20 protein-coding genes are annotated in these 20198 nt (G+C 69.2%); 10 read left to right on the top strand and 10 right to left on the bottom strand.

The window, feature by feature from the left end; translation table 11 throughout:
* The first annotated feature begins 18 nt into the window (after window positions 1-18).
* Together OG707_RS25655 and OG707_RS25650 are read left to right on the top strand one after the other, a co-directional pair.
* Window positions 19-462 (top strand): TM2 domain-containing protein, encoded by a 444-nt coding sequence (locus tag OG707_RS25655; RefSeq protein ID WP_329122209.1) that lies wholly within the window; start codon window positions 19-21, stop codon window positions 460-462.
* Window positions 455-841 (top strand): DUF2752 domain-containing protein, encoded by a 387-nt coding sequence (locus OG707_RS25650; protein ID WP_329122207.1) that lies wholly within the window; start codon window positions 455-457, stop codon window positions 839-841. The genes OG707_RS25655 and OG707_RS25650 overlap by 8 nt, the downstream gene beginning before the upstream one ends.
* Here the strand turns inward: OG707_RS25650 and OG707_RS25645 are convergent.
* Window positions 838-3093, bottom strand: coding sequence for a transglycosylase domain-containing protein (locus tag OG707_RS25645; RefSeq protein WP_329122205.1), 2256 nt, complete (start codon window positions 3091-3093; stop codon window positions 838-840). The genes OG707_RS25650 and OG707_RS25645 overlap by 4 nt on opposite strands.
* A 249-nt stretch (window positions 3094-3342) precedes the next feature.
* Here OG707_RS25645 and OG707_RS25640 point away from each other — a divergent pair, with 249 nt between their 5' ends.
* From OG707_RS25640 to OG707_RS25630, 3 genes are read left to right on the top strand one after another with little or no spacing between them, the layout of a single operon-like run.
* Window positions 3343-3867 carry a PadR family transcriptional regulator gene (locus OG707_RS25640; RefSeq protein ID WP_329122202.1) on the top strand — a complete coding sequence of 175 codons (525 nt, stop codon included), beginning with the start codon at window positions 3343-3345 and terminating at the stop codon, window positions 3865-3867.
* A complete protein-coding gene (locus tag OG707_RS25635) occupies window positions 3864-4559 on the top strand; it encodes an ABC transporter ATP-binding protein (RefSeq protein WP_329122200.1) in 696 nt (231 codons plus the stop codon). Before OG707_RS25640 ends, OG707_RS25635 begins: the two co-directional genes overlap by 4 nt.
* Window positions 4556-6892, top strand: coding sequence for an ABC transporter permease (locus tag OG707_RS25630; RefSeq protein WP_329122198.1), 2337 nt, complete (start codon window positions 4556-4558; stop codon window positions 6890-6892). Before OG707_RS25635 ends, OG707_RS25630 begins: the two co-directional genes overlap by 4 nt.
* 6 nt (window positions 6893-6898) lie before the next feature.
* On the opposite strand, the gene OG707_RS25625 is transcribed toward OG707_RS25630, so the two are convergent.
* The gene (locus OG707_RS25625) at window positions 6899-7849 is read right to left on the bottom strand and encodes a hydrogen peroxide-inducible genes activator (RefSeq protein ID WP_329122196.1); all 951 of its coding nucleotides are present in this window, start codon (window positions 7847-7849) and stop codon (window positions 6899-6901) included.
* A 132-nt stretch (window positions 7850-7981) separates the two neighbouring features.
* On the opposite strand from OG707_RS25625, the gene OG707_RS25620 reads away from it, so the two are divergent.
* Both OG707_RS25620 and OG707_RS25615 read left to right on the top strand, forming a co-directional pair.
* Complete coding sequence (locus OG707_RS25620; RefSeq protein ID WP_329122194.1) at window positions 7982-8536, top strand: peroxiredoxin; 555 nt, start codon at window positions 7982-7984, stop codon at window positions 8534-8536.
* A 2-nt stretch (window positions 8537-8538) separates the two neighbouring features.
* Window positions 8539-9072, top strand: coding sequence for an alkyl hydroperoxide reductase (locus OG707_RS25615; RefSeq protein ID WP_329122192.1), 534 nt, complete (start codon window positions 8539-8541; stop codon window positions 9070-9072).
* Window positions 9073-9128: 56 nt separating this feature from the next.
* On the opposite strand, the gene OG707_RS25610 is transcribed toward OG707_RS25615, so the two are convergent.
* The 5 genes from OG707_RS25610 to OG707_RS25590 form a co-directional block, all read right to left on the bottom strand.
* Window positions 9129-9839 (bottom strand): hypothetical protein, encoded by a 711-nt coding sequence (locus tag OG707_RS25610; protein WP_329122191.1) that lies wholly within the window; start codon window positions 9837-9839, stop codon window positions 9129-9131.
* Between the two features lie 44 nt (window positions 9840-9883).
* A complete protein-coding gene (locus tag OG707_RS25605; RefSeq protein WP_329122189.1) occupies window positions 9884-11218 on the bottom strand; it encodes an AI-2E family transporter in 1335 nt (444 codons plus the stop codon).
* 115 nt (window positions 11219-11333) lie between these two features.
* A complete protein-coding gene (locus OG707_RS25600; protein WP_329122187.1) occupies window positions 11334-12026 on the bottom strand; it encodes a transglycosylase SLT domain-containing protein in 693 nt (230 codons plus the stop codon).
* Window positions 12027-12422: 396 nt separating this feature from the next.
* Window positions 12423-13745 carry a PhoH family protein gene (locus OG707_RS25595; protein WP_329122185.1) on the bottom strand — a complete coding sequence of 441 codons (1323 nt, stop codon included), beginning with the start codon at window positions 13743-13745 and terminating at the stop codon, window positions 12423-12425.
* A 257-nt stretch (window positions 13746-14002) separates the two neighbouring features.
* Entirely contained in the window at window positions 14003-14764 is a 762-nt protein-coding gene (locus tag OG707_RS25590) for an isoprenyl transferase (RefSeq protein ID WP_329122183.1), read from the bottom strand.
* A gap of 104 nt (window positions 14765-14868) precedes the next feature.
* Between OG707_RS25590 and mgrA the strand changes: the two genes are divergently transcribed.
* Window positions 14869-15906 carry an L-glyceraldehyde 3-phosphate reductase gene (gene mgrA, locus OG707_RS25585; protein WP_329122181.1) on the top strand — a complete coding sequence of 346 codons (1038 nt, stop codon included), beginning with the start codon at window positions 14869-14871 and terminating at the stop codon, window positions 15904-15906.
* A gap of 107 nt (window positions 15907-16013) precedes the next feature.
* Here the strand turns inward: mgrA and OG707_RS25580 are convergent, their stop codons facing one another.
* The 3 genes from OG707_RS25580 to OG707_RS25570 are packed head-to-tail and all read right to left on the bottom strand — an operon-like array spanning window position 16014 to window position 17943.
* Window positions 16014-16742, bottom strand: coding sequence for a prepilin peptidase (locus OG707_RS25580; RefSeq protein WP_443071389.1), 729 nt, complete (start codon window positions 16740-16742; stop codon window positions 16014-16016).
* A gap of 13 nt (window positions 16743-16755) precedes the next feature.
* Window positions 16756-17523 (bottom strand): class I SAM-dependent methyltransferase, encoded by a 768-nt coding sequence (locus OG707_RS25575; protein WP_329122179.1) that lies wholly within the window; start codon window positions 17521-17523, stop codon window positions 16756-16758.
* A 51-nt stretch (window positions 17524-17574) separates the two neighbouring features.
* Window positions 17575-17943: an anti-sigma factor antagonist gene (locus OG707_RS25570; protein ID WP_329122176.1), complete on the bottom strand. Its 369-nt coding sequence runs from the start codon at window positions 17941-17943 to the stop codon at window positions 17575-17577.
* Between the two features lie 246 nt (window positions 17944-18189).
* On the opposite strand from OG707_RS25570, the gene OG707_RS25565 reads away from it, so the two are divergent.
* Both OG707_RS25565 and OG707_RS25560 read left to right on the top strand, forming a co-directional pair.
* Window positions 18190-19500, top strand: coding sequence for a sensor histidine kinase (locus OG707_RS25565; protein ID WP_329122174.1), 1311 nt, complete (start codon window positions 18190-18192; stop codon window positions 19498-19500).
* Entirely contained in the window at window positions 19464-20111 is a 648-nt protein-coding gene (locus OG707_RS25560; RefSeq protein WP_329122172.1) for a response regulator transcription factor, read from the top strand. Before OG707_RS25565 ends, OG707_RS25560 begins: the two co-directional genes overlap by 37 nt.
* The last annotated feature ends 87 nt before the right edge of the window (window positions 20112-20198 follow it).

Here is a 20198-nt window from a genome sequence, read left to right as displayed (position 1 = left end):
CACGAGCAGGAGAACCACGTGTCCGAACAGACCCCGTCCGACGAGACCCCCCAGGACCGGACCGGCCAGGGACCGGCGGGCGGCCAGACGCCGCCGCAGGACGCGAACCCGTACGGGCAGCAGCAGCCGCCGCAGGGCGCGAACCCGTACGGCCAACAGCCGCCGTACGGCTACCCCTACCCGCCGCCGCCCGGCACCTACACGGGCGACCCGGCCGCGCCGTACGGCTACGACCGCTACGGCCGCCCGTACTCCGACAAGTCGAAGATCGTCGCGGGCCTGCTCCAGTTCTTCCTCGGCTGCTTCGGCGCCGGCCGCTTCTACACCGGGCACACCGGCATCGCCATCGCCCAGCTCTGCACCTGCGGCGGCCTCGGCATCTGGGCCCTCGTCGACGCCATCATCATGCTGGCCAGCGACAACGCCACCGACAGCGACGGCCGGGTGCTGCGCGGTGGCTGACCGCCGCCCCTGGTCCCCGGCCGTCGCGCCCCTCGCGGTACTCGCGGGGGCGGCGGCCGGGGCGGTGTACCTCTACGGCACCGACCCGCACGAGCCCGGGCACCTTCTCCCCCGGTGCCCGTTCCGCCTGGCGACCGGGCTGCTCTGCCCCGCCTGCGGGGGCACGCGGATGGCGTTCGACCTGATGCACGGCCGGTTCACGGCCGCCTGGCACGACAACGGGATGCTGCTGCTCGCCTCCCCGTTCGCCCTCGGCCTGCTGGCCCGCTGGGCCTGGAACGGAGTGCGCGGACGCCACTGGCGCCCCGCCCTCGGGGGCCGCACCCAGGCTCTGATCCTCGGTGCGGCCGTCCTCTGGACGGTGCTCCGCAACGCCTAGTCGTCGTTCGGCAGGGCGTTCTGACTGCCGCCCGGATTGGGCGCCGAACTGCTCTGGCCCGGGTCCGGCGGCCCGCTGCTGCTCTGGCCCGGATCCGGATCCACCGGCGTCTCGGAGGGCGTCTCCGACGGCGTCTCGGACGGGGTCTCCGACGGGGTCCTGCTCGGGGTGTTGGACGGCGTCTCGGAGGGCGTCTCCGACGGGGTCTCGGACGGGGTCCAGGTCGGCTCGACGGCGGCGCCCTGGTCGGTGTCCAGGTCGAACTTGGCGTTCTTCATGTCGAGCCCGAAGGTGTACGCGGCCCAGATCTGCGCCGGGAAACCACCACCGTTGATACGGCCCGTGGGGCTGCCCGCGGCGCCGCTCATGGTGACCTGGCCGCCCTTGAGGATCTTCACGCCGTCCACCGTGCGCGGCGTGGCCGCCTCACCGAAGAGGCCCACCGAGGTGACGAGATCCGGCGTATAGCCCGTGAACCAGGCCGACTTGTTGTTGTCGGAGGTACCGGTCTTGCCCGCCACCTGCTGGTCCTTGTTCTTGACGACCTTGCCGGTGCCCTCGTCGACCACACCGGTCAGCACGGAGGTCAGCGCGTCGGCCGTCGACCGGCTGACCACCTGCTCGCCGATCGCGTCCTTCATCTTCGAGTACGGCTCACGGTTGGCGTGCGTCGCGGTCTTGATGATGGTGGGCGTGACCTTCTTGCCGTGGTTGTCGAAGGTGGCGTAGGCCCCGGCCATCTCCATGGGGCTCGCACCGTACGAACCGAGCGTCATCGCGGGAACGTTCTCGGCGGTCTTCATCCGGCTGAGGCCGAGTTCGATGCCCAGCTGCTTGACGTTCGCGAGCCCGACGTCCACGCCCATCTGCGCGAACACCGAGTTGATCGACTTGTTCATGGCGGTCTGCACGGTGACCTCGCCGTAGCTGACGTTGTCCTCGTTGGGCGGGTCGAAGGGGGTGTCGCTCCCCTCCACCGGCCGCTTGCTCTTGCCGCTGTACATCGTGTCCGCGGTGATCGCCTGGTTGTCCTGCGTCTTCGCCTTCTTCTCCAGCGCCGCGGCAAGAATCAGCGGCTTGAAGGTGGAAGCGGGCTGGTAGTCCGTGCGCTTGGCGTTGCTGAACTCGTGCTTGAGGTAGTCCGTGCCGCCGTACAGCGCCAGGATCGCGCCCGTGTGCGGGTCGACCGAGACCGCACCCGCCTGGAGGTCGGCGTCGACCTTCCGCTTCTTCGGGTCCAGCTTGTCGGTGACCTGCTCCTTGATCGTCTTCTCCAGCGCCGCCTGCTTCTTGGCGTCGATGTTGAGCGTGATCGTCCAGCCGCCCGCGTCGATCTCCGCCTCGGAGATGCCGGACGCCATCATTTCCTGCTTGGCGGCCTTGACCAGATAGCCGGTCTCGCCCTTCAGCCCGGCCTCGGCCTTGGGCGCCCGGGGCTTCGGGAGGTCCTTCAGGGCCGCACGGTCGGAGGCGCTCAGCCAGTTCTTCTCGACCATGTTGTCGAGGGTGTAGTTCCAGCGGTTGGTGACCAGCCGCTTGCCCTCGGCGGTCGCCGCCTGCCAGTCGTACTGACTCGGCGCCTGCAGCAGCGAGGCGAGATAGGCGCCCTGCGCGACGTTGAGCTTCTTGGCGTCGATGCCGTAGTACGCCTGGGCCGCGGCCTGGATCCCGTACGCCTGGCGCCCGTAGTAGCTGGTGTTGATGTACCCCTCGAGGATCTCGCTCTTGGAGAACTTCCGGTCGACCTTGAGGGAGATCACCAGTTCCTTGAGCTTGCGCGTCGCGGTCTGGTCCTGGGTGAGGTAGTAGTTCTTCACGTACTGCTGGGTGATGGTCGAGCCACCCTGCTTCCCCTTGCCGCTGGCCGTGTTGTAGAGGCCGCGGGCCAGGCCCTTGATGTCGATGCCGTTGTCGTCGTAGAAGGACTTGTTCTCGGCGGCGACGAAGGTGTGCTGGACGTCGGTGGGTATCTGGTCGAGTCCGACCTTCTCCCGGTTGATCTCTCCGGTGCGGGCGATCACCTTGCCGTTGGCGAGCTTGTAGACGTTGCTCTGCTGCTCGGCGTCCGCGTTGGCCGTGGGTACGTCGACGTACAGATAGAGCCCGATGAAGGCGGCCATGCCGAGCAGCACGATCCCGAAGAACGTGCCCAGCATCTTCTTCCAGGTGAAGAGCCGGCGTATGCCGGACTTCTTCGGCTTCGCCCGGCGCGCCCCGCTCTGCCGGGCTCGTCGCTCCTCTGCACGGCCCATCGCTCTGTACGCTCCGCCTTCTTCTCTGCCAGGTCAGCTCAGCTCGCAAGCTAACACCGCACGTACGGACAAAGGACGGCTGATCCGCACTTTTCCGTACGTGACAATCAGCACCTGTCTCTAGGGAACCGACGAGCGAAGCGCACGCAAGGTTGCCAATCCCGACCGAAGTTGACCGATGAGGTGCGAAATGTCGCATAAGTCGGCCACTATGCACTGTAGGTATACGTGGTGTGTATAGTGCTCGGCATGTCAATCGGCCACACCCTGCTCGGGCTCCTGGAGTCCGGCCCCCGCCATGGATACGACCTCAAGCGCGCCTTCGACGAGAAGTTCGGGCACGACCGCCCGCTGCACTACGGGCAGGTCTACTCGACCATGTCGCGGCTCCTGAAGAACGGCCTCGTGGAGGTCGACGGCATAGAGGCCGGCGGCGGTCCCGAGCGCAAGCGGTACGCCATCACCGAGGCCGGCGTCAGCGACGTCGACCAGTGGCTCGCGCAGCCCGAGAAGCCCGAGCCCTACCTCCAGTCGACGCTCTACACCAAGGTCGTCCTGGCCCTGCTGACCGACCGCAGCGCCGCCGACCTCCTCGACACCCAGCGGGCCGAGCACCTGCGGCTGATGCGCATCCTCACCGACCGCAAGCGCCGCGGCGACCTCGCCGACCAACTGATCTGCGACCACGCCCTGTTCCATCTGGAAGCCGATCTGCGCTGGCTGGAACTGACCGCGGCCCGCCTCGGCCAGCTCTCCACGGAGGTACGGGCATGACCCCCTCGGCCCCCGCCGGCTCCCTGCTCGTCGCCAAGGACCTGCACAAGACGTACGGGCAGACCCCCGCCCTCGACGGCGCGTCCTTCTCCATCCACCCCGGCGAGATCGTCGCCGTCATGGGCCCCTCGGGCTCCGGCAAGTCGACGCTGCTGCACTGCCTCGCCGGGATCGTCCGCCCGGACGCCGGGACCATCACGTACAACGGCCACGAGCTCTCCTCGATGCCGGACGCCGGCCGCTCCGCGCTGCGCCGCAGCGACTTCGGCTTCGTCTTCCAGTTCGGCCAGCTGGTCCCGGAGTTGACCTGCGTCGAGAACGTGGCGCTCCCGCTGCGCCTCAACGGGGTCAAGCGCAAGGAGGCCGAGCGCAGGGCCGCCGAGTGGATGGAGCAGCTGGAGGTCGACGACCTGGCCGGGAAGCGTCCCGGCGAGGTCTCCGGCGGGCAGGGGCAGCGCGTCGCCGTCGCCCGTTCGCTGGTCACCTCGCCGCGGGTCCTCTTCGCGGACGAGCCGACCGGTGCGCTCGACTCCCTCAACGGGGAGCGCGTCATGGAGCTCTTCACCCAGGCCGCCCGCTCCACCAACGCGGCTGTCGTCCTGGTCACCCACGAGGCGCGGGTCGCCGCGTACTCGGACCGCGAAATCGTCGTACGGGACGGGAAGTCCCGCGACCTGGAGTTCACCGTATGAGCGCGTCCAGCTGGGCCACGGACCTGTCCATAGGCGCCAAGTTCGGTGTCGCGGGCGGCCGCGAGGGCTGGATGCGGACCCTGCTGACCGCCGTCGGCGTCGGGCTCGGCGTCGCCGTGCTGCTCTTCACGACCGCGGTGCCCGGCGCCCTGTCCGCGCGCGACCAGCGCAGCGCGGCGCGCGACGACTTCACGGCGCAGATGACCGACAAGCGCGGGGACACGACCCTGCAGGCGATCACGGACACGCAGTACGGAATGGACGACGTCCGCGGCCGCCTCGTGCACGGCGAGAGCGCCGCCGCCCCCGTCCCGCCGGGCCTCGGCTCGCTGCCCGCGACGGGCACGATGGTGGTCTCCCCCGCCCTCGGGGCCCTCCTCGACTCCCCCGCGGGCAAGCTCCTGCGCGAGCGCATCCCGTACAAGGACGTCGGGACGATCTCCGACGCCGGGCTGCTCGGCCCGCACGAACTCGCCTACTACGGGGGCGTGGACAGTCTCACCCTGGGCAGCGGCGAGGTCCGGCGGATCAGCTCCTACGGCGGTCAGCAGCAGCAGGAGCCCATGGACCCGGTGATGGCGCTGCTCGTCGTCATCATCTTCATCGTGCTGCTGATGCCCGTCGGCGTCTTCATCGCCGCCGCCGTCCGCTTCGGCGGCGACCGCCGCGACCGCAGGCTGGCCGCACTGCGGCTGGTCGGCGCTGACGCGCAGGCGACGCGGCGCATCGCGGCGGGCGAGGCGCTCGCCGGGGCGCTCGTCGGGCTGGTGCTCGGCGCCGGATTCTTCCTCCTTGGGCGGCAGTTCATCGGCGACATGACCGTCGCGGGGATCAATCTCTTCCCCGCCGACGTGGACCCCTCGCCCGCCCTCGCGGTGCTCGTCGCGCTCGCCGTGCCCGCGGCGGCCGTCGGGGTGACGCTGCTGTCGATGCGCGGGGTGGTCGTCGAGCCGCTCGGTGTCGTACGGACCGCGACCGCACGCCGTCGCCGGGTTTGGTGGCGGCTGGCGCTGCCGGCCGCCGGACTCGTCCTGCTCGCCCCGATGATCGGCAAGGGCCGCTCCGGGGGCGGCTTCAACAAGGTCCAGGTCATCAGCGGTACGACGCTGTTCCTTTCCGGGGTCGTGGCGCTGCTCCCCTGGGTGGTGGAGGCCGTCGTGAACCGCCTCGGCGGGGGCGCGACCGCCTGGCAACTGGCCGTACGGCGGCTGCAGTTGACCAGCGGCACGGCAGCCAGGACGGTCAACGGGATCGCGGTGGCCGTCGCCGGGGCGATCGCGCTGCAGATGCTGTTCACGGGGATCGACGGGGACTACACGAAGACGACGGGCGCCGATGTCTCCCGGTACCAGTTGTCCGTGTACGGCCTCAACAAGACCGCGGCCCAGAGCGCGGACGTCGAGGCGAAGCTGCGGGCCACGCACGGGGTGCGCTCGGTGGTCACGCTCGGGAACGCCTCGGTGGCGAAGTTCTCCCGGTACAACGAGTCGTACAGCGACCTCACCGTCGGCGACTGCGCCTCGCTGCGCGCGGTCGCGAACATCGGCTCGTCCTGCAAGGACGGCGACGCGTTCGTCGCGACGGGCGGCTGGGACCCGAACGCGGTCGCGATGGCCAAGCCGGGACACCGGGTGTACCTGAGCGGCTCGAGCCTCCTCCCCACGGACAAGTCGCGCGCGCTGCCGATCAGTTGGACCGTACCGGCGGACACCCGGACGGTGACCGTACGGAACTCGCCCGACGGGGGCACGGACGGGGGCGGTCTGCTGCTCACGCCGGGGGCGCTGCCGGCGCTCAAGGAGGGGCAGATCAGCCGGAGGATGTTCCTGAGCCTGGATCCCGCGGTGACCGACGCGAACGACCTGGCGCGGAACAGCATCGCGGGGATCTCGCCGCTCTACAGCGTGCAGCGGCTCTCGGAGACGGAACAGAGCCAACGGTTCGCTTCGGTGCGACGGGGTCTCTACATCGGCACCGCGGGTGTCCTGCTCCTCATCGGCGTGAGCCTGCTGGTCGCGCTCCTTGAACAACTCCGCGAGCGCAAACGGCTGTTGGCGGTGCTGGTGGCCTTCGGTACGCGGCGTTCGACGATGAGCTGGTCGGTGCTCTGGCAGACGGCGATCCCCGTCGCGTTGGGGCTGATCCTGTCGACGGTGGTGGGCGTAGGGCTCGGTGTGATGCTGCTGGCGATGGTGGGCCACTCGATCACGGTGGACTGGAGCGTGGTGGCGGCGATGACGGGGATCAGCGGGGGCGCGGTGCTCCTGGTGACGCTGCTGAGCCTGCCGCCGTTGTGGCGGCTGATGCGACCTGACGGCCTGCGGACAGAGTGACCGGCTCTAATTCAGCCACACCGGCAGCGGTCTCATCGCCTCCCGCAGCGCCGCCGCGAACGCCTCGAACTCCTCGCCCCGCGCCGCCCCCACCCGCATCGCCAGCGCGATGCGGCGGGACGGGGCGGGGTTCGCGAAGTACGCCGTCGCCAGGTGCTCGTTGCGGCCCGTCTCCACTCGTACCGCCGTCCGCGGCAGCAGCGTCACCCCCAGTCCGCCCGCGACCAGCTGCACCAGCGTCGACAGACCGGCCGCCGTCGTCGTGACCGCGGCCCCGTCGCTCCTCCCCGCCTCCCGGCACACGTCCAGCGCCTGGTCGCGCAGACAGTGGCCCTCGTCGAGCAGCAGCAGGTCCAGCGCCTTCAGCGCCTCCCTCGGCACGTCCTCCCGGCCCGCCAGCCAGTGGTCCCTCGGCGTCACCAGGACGAAGTCCTCGTCGAACAGGGGCAGTTCGGCCACCCCCGGCACCCCCAGCGGCACCGCGAGGAGCAGCAGATCGAGCCGCCCCGCCGCCAGCCCCTCCAGCAGGGACGACGTCTGCTCCTCGTGCACCTGGAGATCCAAGGCCGGGTACTCGCGCCGTACGAGACGCAGCACGGTCGGCAGCAGATACGGCGCCACCGTCGGAATCACCCCGAGCCGCAGCACCCCGGTGAACGGCGCCCGCACCGCCTCCGCCTCCTCCATCAGCTCCCCGACCGCATCCAGCACCGTCTTCGCCCGCGCCGCAAGCCGCTCCCCCGCCGGCGACAGCAGCACCTTGCGCGTCGTCCGCTCCAGAAGCTGTACGCCGAGGGTCTCCTCCAGCGCCGAGACCGCCCCCGACAGCGCGGGCTGGCTCATCCCGATCGCCGCCGCCGCGTCACGGAAGTGCAGATGCTCGGCCACCGCCGCGAACGCCCGCAGCTGCGCCAGGCTCGGCTGCTTGCTCTGCTTGCTCCTACTTACTGTGGCCACTGATAGGCACCTCCGATCATCACGACCGAGTCTAGCTATTTCCGTGATCAATGCATCCTGTGGCACGCTGTGAGCCGTCCAACCCCCAGGAAAGCCCCAAAAGGGATTCCTGCCCCTTTGCAAGGAGTGCGCGTGCTCACTGTCGGTGACAAGTTCCCCGAGTTCGACCTGACCGCTTGTGTTTCGCTGGAGGCGGGCAAGGAGTTCGAGCAGATCAACCACAAGACCTACGAGGGCAAGTGGAAGATCGTCTTCGCGTGGCCGAAGGACTTCACCTTCGTGTGCCCCACCGAGATCGCCGCCTTCGGCAAGCTCAACGAGGAGTTCGCCGACCGTGACGCCCAGGTCCTCGGCTTCTCCGGCGACTCCGAGTTCGTGCACCACGCCTGGCGCAAGGACCACCCGGACCTGACCGACCTGCCCTTCCCGATGCTCGCCGACTCGAAGCACGAGCTCATGCGCGACCTCGGCATCGAGGGCGAGGACGGCTTCGCGCAGCGCGCCGTCTTCATCGTCGACCAGAACAACGAGATCCAGTTCACGATGGTGACCGCGGGCTCCGTCGGCCGTAACCCGAAGGAAGTCCTCCGGGTCCTGGACGCGCTCCAGACCGACGAGCTGTGCCCGTGCAACTGGACCAAGGGCGAGAACACCCTGGACCCGGTCGCCCTCCTGGCCGGTGAGTGACCATGGCGCTCGATGAACTCAAGTCCGCCATACCGGACTACGCCAAGGACCTGAAGCTGAACCTCGGCTCGGTCATCGGCAACTCGGACCTCCCGAAGCAGCAGCTCTGGGGCACCGTCCTGGCCTGCGCGATCGCCTCGCGCTCGCCGCAGGTGCTGCGCGAGCTGGAGCCGGAGGCGAAGGCGAACCTCTCCCCGGAGGCGTACACCGCCGCCAAGTCCGCCGCGGCGGTCATGGCGATGAACAACGTCTACTACCGGACGCGCCACCTCCTCTCCGACCCCGAGTACGGCACGCTCCGCGCGGGCCTGCGGATGAACGTCATCGGCAACCCGGGCGTCGAGAAGGTCGACTTCGAGCTGTGGTCGCTCGCGGTCTCCGCGATCAACGGCTGCGGCCAGTGCCTGGACTCGCACGAGCAGGTGCTCCGCAAGGCCGGGGTCGACCGCGAGACCATCCAGGAGGCCTTCAAGATCGCGGCCGTCCTGCAGGCGGTCGGCACGACGCTGGACGCGGAAGCGGTGCTGGCGCAGTAGCGGTTGCGTACGACATGAGCGGGCCCCGGTGACAGATCCTGTCGCCGGGGCCCTTCTCACTTCTTGAGCGCCGCCATCATCGCGCGCATGTCCTCGATCATCGCGGGCTGGAGGGCGGCCATCTCCGCGGTGGACGGGGGCTTGGGCCCCGCCGCCTCCATATCCCCGTAAGAGTTCATGGAGATGTCGACGTTCAGGGTGAACACGGCCGACCCGTCCCGGACCCGGAGCTCGGGAATGCCCGCGTTCCCGTCGTTGGTGGTCACCATGTACGCCTCGTCGCCCAGGCCGGGAACCTCTTCGACCTTCGACTTCTGGTCGACGTACCAGTCGTTCTTGCTGAGGGTCGCCCGGAACTCGGGGCCCGGATCGGTCACCTTGTGCAGCGCGGCGGACAGCCCCACCGAGTAGCTCAGCGAGGACTTCTCCTTCTCCGCCTTCGCCTTCTCCTCGGCGGACTGGATCCCCACCGTGCAGCGCGCCCGGTCGAGAGTGCTGTTCCGGTCGTCCCAGCGGACGGGATCGTTCTCCCGCTCCCGCTCTCCGATCGCGGCGGTCAGCGCCTTCAGCCGGACCTTCTGGCAGAGATCGGCCCCCACCGCGTACCCCTTGATGTCCACCCCGTCGTCGCGCCCGCGCTCGTACGCGAAGAGCGCCCCGCCCCAGACCGCCGACGCCACCACCGCCCCGCCCAGCGCCCACAGCCACGGTCTGCGCGGCCGGGGCGCTCTCGGCGGGCGGCCCTCCAACTCTCCGGCCAAGTCCATGACTTGGCTGTCGCCGAAGTCCCCCACTATCTCCGGCTCTGATATCACTCGGTTCCCCCGTTTTCATCTCTGTCGTCGTTCGGCAGTACCGGTGCCACCTCGACCGCCGTCGCCCCGTGCGGGGCCGGTGCCGTCCTGAGGGCGTTCTCCCGGCTGTAGGTGCGCAGATAGCCCACCATCGTGTTGGTCACCGCCACCAGCGGGACCGCGACCACCGCGCCGCCGATCCCCGCGACCAGCCCTCCCGCCGCCACGGAGAGCACCACCGCGAGCGGATGCACCCGTACCGCACGGCCCAGGATGAACGGCTGCAGGATGTGGCCCTCGATCTGCTGTACGGCGAGGACCACGATCAGCACCATCAGCGCCGTGAACACGCCCTCCGTCACCAGGGCGACCACCACCGCCAGCGCGCCCGAAATGACCGCGCCGACCAGGGGGATGAAGGCGAACAGGAAGATGAAGACGGCCAGCGGGACCGCCATGGGGACCTTCAGGAAGTAGATCCCGAGCCCGATGAAGATGGCGTCGATCATGGCCACTATCACCGTCCCGCGCACATACGCGGTCAGCGTCCGCCAGGCGCGCGGGCCGGCGCCCGCGAGGCCGGGGCGGGCCGCTGCGGGGGCCAGCTTGAGGGTCCACTGCCAGATGCGCGGGCCGTCGTACAGCAGGAAGAGCGTGGAGAACATCGCCAGCAGTATCCCGGTGAGCACCTCCACCATGACCGTGATGCCCTGAAGGCCGGTCGAGGTGATCTCGTTGGTGTTGGCGCCGATGGTGTCGGTGAGGTTCTTGGCGATCTGGTTGATCTGGTCCTCGGTGACATGGAACGGGCTGTTGAGCAGCCAGCGCTTCAGCTCCTGGATACCGTCCTGGACCTTGGTCGAGAGCGTGTCCAGGTTCTCCATGACCTGCCAGACCACGAACCAGCCGACGAGCCCCATGAGGACGAAGCCGGAGATCGCGGTGACCGCGGTGGCGAGGCCGCGCGGCAGGCCCATCTTCTTGAGGCGGGCCACGGTCGGCTGGAGCAGGGCGGTGACCAACAGGGCCGCGACGAAGGCGAACACGACCAGCTGGATGGCGCTGATGACCTTCATCAGGACCCAGAGCGTGCCCGCGAGGACCAGCAGGCGCCAGCCCGCCTCGGCGGCGACCCGCATCCCCCAGGGGACGGCGGCCACCGGGTCGGGGCGGGGGGCCACGGCGGGAGCGTAGGCGGGCGGCGGGGGTACGTGTTCGGGGGCGGCCTGTGATTCCTGTGGTTCTTCCTGGCCGGCCTTCACGTCCTCCTCCGCACGGCGTTCCTCCAGCCGTTCGCCCAGGCTGGTCAGTTCGGCGCCGAGCCGCTCCAGCCATCCCGGCAGTCCTGCCATGTCGTTCCTTCTTCCCCCGTGGTGCCCCCGGCTCGGTTCGAGGCTGACCGTACACGCACGGAGCCCCCCACCGAAGGACGGTGAGGGGCTCTGTGAAGTTGAGTGCTGAGGCTGCTCAGTACGAGTGGTGGGTCTGCCAGTACGACCAGGCACCGCACGGGGAGCCGTAACGGTTCTCCATGTAGTTGAGGCCCCACTTGATCTGGGTGGCCGGGTTGGTCTGCCAGTCGGCGCCGGCCGAGGCCATCTTGGAGCCGGGGTAGGCCTGGACGAGACCGTAGGCACCCGAGGAGGGGTTGGTCGCGCGGTAGTTCCAGCCGGACTCGTGCTCCACGATGTTGCTGAAGCACTGGAACTGGTCGGACGCCATCATCGACTGGGCCATCGCCTTGATCTGCGACACCGAGTACGAGCTCTGCTGGGTGTAGCTGATCTTGGAGCGGGCTTCGGAGCGGCTGGCCGCTTCCTTGGCCTCGCGCTCCTTCTTCAGCTTCGCCTCGGCGGCGTCCTTCTTCGACTTCGCGTCCTTGGCAGCCTGGATGCGGGCCGCAGCCTCGGCATCCTTCTTGGCCGACGCGTCGGCCTGGGCGGCCTGGACGTCTGCCTGCTGACTGAGGGAAGCGGTCTGCACCTGAGCCTGCTGGCCGGTGGGAATGTCCGCGAGGAGCGTCGTGTCCGGTGCAGCTGCTGTGTCGTTGTTGTCGTTCGCGGGCAGGGTGCTGCCCGAGGCAACGCCGACGACGGCGCCAACGGTGGTGACCGCAGTGGCAGATGCCACCGCGAATCCGCGAACCGAAATCCGGCTCACACGGTTTCCTTCCAGCAGCGCCCGCACCGGTGACCCCGCGGACGCAATCGTGCCCCTGGCACAGGCCTCCCAACTGCTGGGTCACGGGAGGCACGGGCCCGGTGGGCAACTCCCTTGCGGGAGAGCCGCGTGGTGCTCGGGCGGCATACGGCGTCAGATGTGGAGTTGTGTGGTGCTTTGGTGCACGGGTGCCGTATGCGGGGCCTGACGGAAGAGAGACTCTGCCGGACGGGGGCACCGCAAGGCAATTATCTGCTGAGTGTGAAAGCTCACACGTCGTTTACCCCAACGGATTTCCGGAAACGCAGGCGCACCGAAGAGCCGCCCGGCTAGGCTGCTGCGCCTCGCCGGACGGCTCCGGTTCTGCCAACTGCTGGGTAACCGAGGGCATATGCCTCAGATCTGGCCGTCCTCCAGCATTTCGGTCACCAGTGCGGCGATCTGCGACCGCTCGGAGCGGGTCAGGGTGATGTGCGCGAAGAGCGGGTGGCCCTTCAGCTTCTCGACGACGGCCACCACACCGTCGTACCGCCCGACCCGCAGATTGTCGCGCTGGGCGACATCGTGCGTGAGGACAACCCTGGAATTCGCCCCGATACGGGACAGAACGGTCAACAGAACGTTCCGTTCCAGGGATTGGGCCTCGTCCACGATCACGAACGCGTCGTGGAGCGAACGGCCGCGGATGTGGGTGAGCGGCAGGACCTCGAGCATGCCGCGCCCCAGGACCTCCTCGATCACCTCGCGCGACGTCACGGACGAGAGCGTGTCGAAGACCGCCTGCGCCCACGGGCCCATCTTGTCGGCCTCGGACCCCGGCAGATAACCGAGCTCCTGCCCCCCGACCGCGTACAGCGGCCTGAAGACCATGACCTTCTTGTGCTGCCCGCGCTCCAGTACGGCTTCCAGCCCCGCGCAGAGCGCCAGCGCCGACTTGCCGGTGCCGGCCCGGCCGCCCATCGAGATGATCCCGATGTCCGGGTCCAGGAGCAGATCCAGCGCGATCCGCTGCTCGGCGCTGCGGCCGTGCAGCCCGAAGGCCTCACGATCGCCGCGTACGAGACGGACGTTGCCCTCGCCGGTGACCCGGCCCAGCGCCTTGCCGCGCTCCGACTGGAGCACGAGTCCGGTGTGGACGGGGAAGTCGGCCGCCTCGGGGACGTACAGCGTCTCCTCGGAGAAGAGGAGGTCCACCTGGTCGGCGGAGAGCTGCAGTTCGGACATTCCGGTGAAACCGGAGTCGGTGATCGCGAGCTCGGCGCGGTACTCCTCGGCGAGCAGACCGACCGACGAGGCCTTGATGCGCAGCGGGAGGTCCTTGGAGACGACGGTGACGTCGTATCCCTCCGCCTGGAGATTGCGTGCGACCGCGAGAATGCGGGAGTCGTTGTCCCCCAACCTGTAACCAGCGGGAAGAACGCTGGGATCGGAGTGGTTCAGCTCGACCCTCAGGGTCCCGCCCAGCTCGCCCATCGGGATGGGGGCGTCGAGGCGGCCGAACTTCACCCGGAAGTCGTCCAGCAGGCGCAGCGCCTGCCGGGCGAAGTAACCGAGCTCAGGATGGTGCCTCTTGGCCTCCAACTCCGTGACCACGACAATCGGCAGCACGACTTCGTGCTCGTCGAATCGGGCCATGGCATTGGGGTCGGCCAGCAGGACGCTGGTGTCGAGAACGTAAGTGCGCCTGTCGGGCATGCGGCGCTTAGTGCTGGTCACCACGGAAGGACGTACCCCCTCGGCTGAGGTTGGGGTGCGACGACGTCGCGAGCGGTGGAACCGGTCTCAGGCCACGATGCACGGGCCGAGCGCCGGCCCACCCCGCTCTTCTCTGCGGGCTCCGTGTGCAAAGGGCCTCCCGGGTGAGCTGCCTCGAACGCTGCTCACGAGGGGGTATGCCCTCGAACACCCGAAGCCATGCCACCCACCGCATATGCGGGTGAGGGAGATGTGCCCAGAGAGAGGATCAGCCGGGGAGGTCAGGCGCCGTAACGCCGGTGGCGTGCCGCGTAGTCACGCAGGGCACGCAGGAAATCCACCTTGCGGAAGGCCGGCCAGAAGACTTCGCAGAAGTAGTACTCCGAGTGGGCGCTCTGCCAGAGCATGAAGCCCGAGAGGCGCTGCTCGCCGCTGGTGCGGATCACGAGGTCCGGGTCGGGCTGGCCGCGGGTGTAGAGGTGTTCGGAGATGTGCTCGACGTCGACGATCTCGGCGAGCTCCTCGAAGGAGGTGCCCTTGGAGGCGTGCTCCAGGAGGAGCGAGCGGACCGCGTCGGCGATCTCCTGGCGGCCGCCGTAGCCCACGGCGACGTTGACCAGTATTCCGTCGCGGTCGTGGGTGGCCTGCTCGGCCTCCTTGATGACCGACTGCGTACGGGAGGGGAGAAGGTCGAGCGTGCCGACGTGGTGGACGCGCCAGCGGCCGTCCGACGCCAGCTCGCGGACCGTGTCCTCGATGATGCCGAGGAGCGGTACGAGCTCGTCCTCGGGGCGGTCGAAGTTGTCCGTGGAGAGCATCCACAGGGTGACGACCTCGACGTCCGTCTCGTCGCACCAGCCCAGGAACTCGGAGATCTTGTCCGCGCCCGCCTTGTGCCCCTGCGCGGCGGTGCCGCCCGAGGCCTTGGCCCAGCGGCGGTTGCCGTCCAGGATGACGCCGATGTGCTTGGGCACCTGGGCGTGGTCGAGGCGGCCTTCCACCCGGCGTGCGTAGAGCCCGTACACCAGGTCGCGCAAGTTCACTGAGATTCCTCTCACGAGGGCTGTGGGGGTAAGTGGCCACAGTACTGCGCAGGGGTCACTGCCACCCAACCCGGACTGTCACAGCTCCGTGATAGTCAGGGGACATGACCGATTCTCTTCGTTATCTCGCCGCCGGTGACCGTTATGACTCCATGGAGTACCGGCGGACCGGCCGGAGCGGGCTGAAGCTGCCCGCGATCTCCCTCGGCCTGTGGCACAACTTCGGTGACGACCGCACCCTCGACTCCCAGCGCGAGATCCTGCGCCGCGCCTTCGATCTCGGAGTCACGCACTTCGACCTGGCGAACAACTACGGTCCGCCGGCCGGGTCCGCCGAGCTCAACTTCGGCAAGCTCTTCGCCCAGGACTTCGCTCCGTACCGCGACGAGCTGATCATTTCCACCAAGGCCGGTTATCTGATGCACCCCGGCCCGTACGGCGAGTGGGGCTCGCGCAAGTACCTGACCTCGTCGCTGGACGCCTCGCTGAAGCGCATGGGCCTCGACTACGTCGACATCTTCTACTCCCACCGCTTCGACCCGGAGACCCCGCTCGAGGAGACGATGGGCGCGCTGGCCTCCGCGGTGCAGCAGGGCAAGGCGCTGTACGTCGGTGTCTCCTCCTATACGAGCGAGCAGACCGCCCAGGCGGCCGCCATCCTGAAGGAGATGGGTGTTCCCGCCCTCATCCACCAGCCGTCGTACTCGATGATCAACCGCTGGACCGAGGACGACGCGCTGCTCGACACGCTGGAGACGGCGGGCATGGGCTGCATCTCCTTCGTGCCGCTCGCGCAGGGTCTGCTCACCGGCAAGTACCTGAAGGGCATCCCGGAGGGCTCGCGCGCCACACAGGGCAAGTCCCTCAACCCGGATCTGCTCTCGGACGAGGTGCTGCGCCGCCTCAACGGTCTCAACGAGATCGCGAAGCGCCGCGGTCAGTCGCTCGCACAGCTGGCACTCAACTGGGTGCTGCGCGACCCGCGGATGACGTCCGCGCTGATCGGTGCGTCGAGCGTGAAGCAGCTGGAGGAGAACGTCGCGGCTCTGGCCGGAGCGCCGCTCAGCGACGCGGAGTTGAAGGAGATCGACACCTTCGCCGTGGACACCGCGGGCGCCAACATCTGGGCCGGGCGCGGCTGACGGAAGAAAAAACGGGCCGGTCCGTGGGGGGGGATACGGACCGGCCCGAGGGGGGGTTTCCACCATAACCCTTCGTAAGTGGTGCTCGCTGCCACGACGTGCCGCAACTACGCTCCGAATCCGCCGAGCAGCAGACCCGTGCAAGCGCCGGCCACCATGAACGGGCCGAAGGGCAGCGCGGTCTTGAGGGTGGCCCTACCCATCGCGACCAGGGAAATCCCGTACAGGGAGCTGTAGACGAACCCGGCGAGAGCGCCCAGCATCAACACCCCCCACCCGTACCACCCAAGAGCTAATCCGAGTGACGTAGCCAACTTGACGTCACCAAAGCCCATCCCCCGCGGGTTGACGAGGAACAGCACGTAGTAACCGCCGCCGAGCGCGCAGGCACCGAGAAGGGCGTGGATCCAGGAGCCCCGGGCGCCGGGAATCAGGGCCGCGAGACCCAGCAGGGCGGCGGTGGCGGCGGCGAGCGGAAGGGTCAGTACGTCGGGCAGTCGCTTCACGGCGCGGTCGACGAGGGCCAGCAGTACGAGCACGGGCGCGATCAGCAGCCAGACGCACAGCTCGGGCACAGGTCCGGCTGATAGTGCGAGCGCGGCACAGAGCAGTGCGGTGACGGTGACGGTGACCGGGGTGCTCGGTCCGTACCACCCGCGGTGTGCGGTGCGGGCGGGCCCGATCCAGCCGGTGAGGGGTGCGCCGTCGGGCGCTGTCGCACGCCAGGGCTCCTCCGGCTCGACCGACAGCCGGTGGGCGGGGCGCGGCAGGAGGAGCCCGGCGGCGGCGCCGAGCAGGCCCGCGAGGAGGGTGAGCACGAGGAGCACGGCATCCACGGCGGCCGGCCCTCTACGCGGCGGGCTTGCGGGCCTCGACGAGGAACCGTGCGGTCGTCGCCACGAACGGCCCCTCCTTCTCGATCTGCTCGTGCAGGGACCGGAGTTGGGGCAGATACTCCGCCACCGTGAAGCCCGGCACCATCCAGATCACCTTGCGCAGGAAGTAGACGACGGCCCCGATGTCGAGGAACTCCGTCCGCAGCTTCTCGAGCCGCAGGTCCACCACCTCAAGTCCTGCCGCCTCCGCCTCCGCCCGCGCCGCCTCCGGGTCGCGGCCCTTGCGGCCTTCGGGCTGCGGGCCCAGGAAGTACTCGATGAGTTCGAAGACGCTCGCCGGGCCGACCTCCTGCGAGAAGTACGTACCGCCGGGAGCCAGTACGCGGGCGATCTCCGTCCAGTACGCCTTCACCGGGTGGCGGCTGACCACGAGGTCGAACGCCCCGTCGGCGAACGGCAGCGGCGGCTCCTCCTGGTCCGCGACGACCACCGCACCCCGGGGGTGCAGCAGCGCGGTCGCCTTCGCGACGTTCGGCGGCCAGGCCTCGGTGGCGACCGCGAGCGGCGGCAACTTCGGTACGGAGGCGAGGACTTCACCCCCGCCGGTCTGGATGTCGAGCGCGGCGGACGCCCGCCCCATCCGCTCCCCCATCGCCCGCGCGTACCCCCACGAGGGGCGCTCCTCGGTGGCGCGGCCGTCCAGCCAGGAAAAGTCCCAGCCCGCCACGGAGACGGAGTCTGCCTCGGCGACGAGTTCTTCGAAAGATCGATCGGTGCTCATAGGAGCCGACCCTACGGAGAGTGACGCCGAAGGGCCCGCGCTTTTACGAACTCAGCCCTGTGCCACCGCCTCCTCGACGGTCTCCACCACCCGGAAGCAGTCACCGAGCCCGGCCGCGCGCAGCAGCTTGAGGTGCCAGGGCCGGACGCAGACCAGCACCATGGTCCCTCCCCGGTCCCGGAGCCTGCGGCGGGCGCGGCAGAGCAGGGCGAAGGCGGCGCAGTCGATGAATTCGACGGGGCGCAGGTCGACGACGAGCCGGGAGCCGACGAGGGCGGTCGCCGCATCGATGTGCAGCCGGACCTCGGGGGCGGTGGCGAGGTCGATCTCGCCGTGCAGCTCGACGATCGTGGAGCCGTTCTTGGAGTAACTGTGCGCACTGTGGCCTGAATCGGGAAGAACTCCAGGCAGATCTTTCACACCCACGGCAGTCCTTGGCGATAGCTCGGAACGAGTGGACAGCCACCGGAGTCCAGGGCGACACCCTCACGATAGGAAGGCGGGGGGTGAAGAAACGTGCATGCTTTTATCGATTCACTCGTGCAAGTGAAGTTTGGTACATCTCCGGGCGCGCGGCCGTGGAGATCTGCTAGGCGTCGGTCCGCTCCTGCGAAAGGGGAGTTTTCTCCACCGACGCGGCACCACCTGTCACCACATAATGACGCCGTGGCTGAAAACGAACAAGCAGCAGACAGCGGGAAGTTCACCTTCCGCGGCGGGCTCGTGGCCCTTCGCCGCTCCCTCACCCTGTGCGGCCTTGCGACGGTCGTCTCCCTCCGTTCCCTTGCTGTCTCCTCGGCGGTGTGGCTGATCGGTCCGGGCCTCGGTCTCGTCCCGGCCGCGATGGCCGGCGTCCGCCAACAGGCGGACAGACAACGCGAGTTGGCCGCCGCCTGGTCGGGGGTCGAGATACCGGGACCGTACGGACCGCTGCCACCCGCGCCGCCCGGCGCCCGCGGACTGGTCGCCCGTTACCGGTGGCTGTTCAGCGACCCGCAGACCCGCCGCGAGCGGCTCTGGGCGCTGCACGAGCCGCTGGTCGGCGGGCCGCTCGCCTTCGTACCGGCCGCGCTGCTGCTCAGCGGGGCCTGGGGGATCTTTCTCGCCGCGTACGGAACCCAGCTCACCCAGGGGTCCTGGAACAACGCCTGGTATCTGTTCTTCCCCGTCATGGGGTGGAAGACGGCGGCCCTGGCCGGCTTCCTCGGGCTCGTCCAGTTCCCGCTCGCCCTGTGGTCCGCCCCCAAAGTCGTGCGCCAGCACGCCCGTTGGACCCGGCGCGTGCTGACGCCCAGCGCGAAGGAGCTGCTGAACGCCCGCGTAAAACACCTCGCCGAGACCCGCTCCGACGCCGTCGGCAACCAGATGGCCGAGATCCGCCGTATCGAGCGCGATCTGCACGACGGGGCGCAGGCGCGGCTGGTCGCGATGGGGATGACGCTCAACGCCGCCGAACACCGTCTTGCGACCGACCCCGAAGCCGTACGGGAGCTGCTCGTCGAGGCCAGGGAGTCCTCGGTCAAGGCCCTCCAGGAGTTGCGCGACCTCGTCCGCGGCATCCATCCGCCGGTCCTCGCCGACCGCGGACTCGTCGACGCCGTAAGGGCGTTGGCGCTCGGCAGCCCGCTCACCACCGAGGTCGTCGCCGGCCTGCCGGGCCGCCCCGATCTGCCCGTGGAGTCCGCCGCCTACTTCGCCGTCTCCGAGGTGCTGACCAACGCCACCAAGCACGCGCGGGCCGACCGCGCCTGGATCGAGGTCGGTTACGATCATGACCGCCGCGCCCTGCGCATCACCGTGACCGACGACGGCCACGGCGGCGCGGACCCGGCTCGTGGCACCGGCCTGCGCGGCATCGAGCGCAGGCTCGCCACCTTCGACGGCGTACTGGCCGTGAGCAGCCCGCCGGGCGGGCCCACCCTGGTGACGATGGAGCTGCCGTGCGAATTGTCCTCGCCGAAGACCACTTCCTCCTGAGGGACGGCCTGATCCGGCTGCTGAAGGCGTACGGCCATGAGGTCGCCGCCGCCGTCGACAACGGCGAGGACCTCCTGTCCGCCCTCACCGCCGACCCCCGCCCGGACATCGGCATCGTCGACGTACGGCTGCCGCCGGGCTTCAGCGACGAGGGGCTGCGGGCGGCCGTGGAGGCGCGGCGCAGGGTGCCGGGTCTGCCCGTACTGCTGCTGTCGCAGTACGTGGAGCCGCTGTACGCACGGGAGTTGCTCGCCGGGGGCGGGGGTGCGGTCGGGTACATGCTCAAGGACCGGGTCACCGACGGCACGATGTTCATGGACACCGTCCGCCGGGTCGCGGAGGGCGGGACCGCGATGGACCCGCAGGTCGTCGCGCAGCTGATGGTCCGCAGGGACCGCGACGAGCGAATCGCGGCGCTCACCCCACGCGAGCGCGAGGTCCTGGAGTGGCTGGCGCAGGGGCGGTCCAACGCCGGGATCGCGGAGGGGCTCTTCGTCACGGAGAAGGCCGTCGCCAAGCACATCGGCAACATCTTCACCAAGCTGGGGCTGCTGGCGGGCGAGAGCGACAACCGGCGGGTGCTGGCCGTGCTGGCCTACCTCGATCGCTGAGACTCCCGTACGATCTACGACAGCATCGCGTGCCGGCCGCCGCCTGGGCGGAGCATGGAGGTGCCGGGCATGCCTCTGGAGGCATAC

It is taken from the genome of Streptomyces sp. NBC_01465, assembly GCF_036227325.1.
Lineage (GTDB): Bacteria > Actinomycetota > Actinomycetes > Streptomycetales > Streptomycetaceae > Streptomyces.
This window is presented reverse-complemented; position numbering and strand designations above follow the sequence as displayed.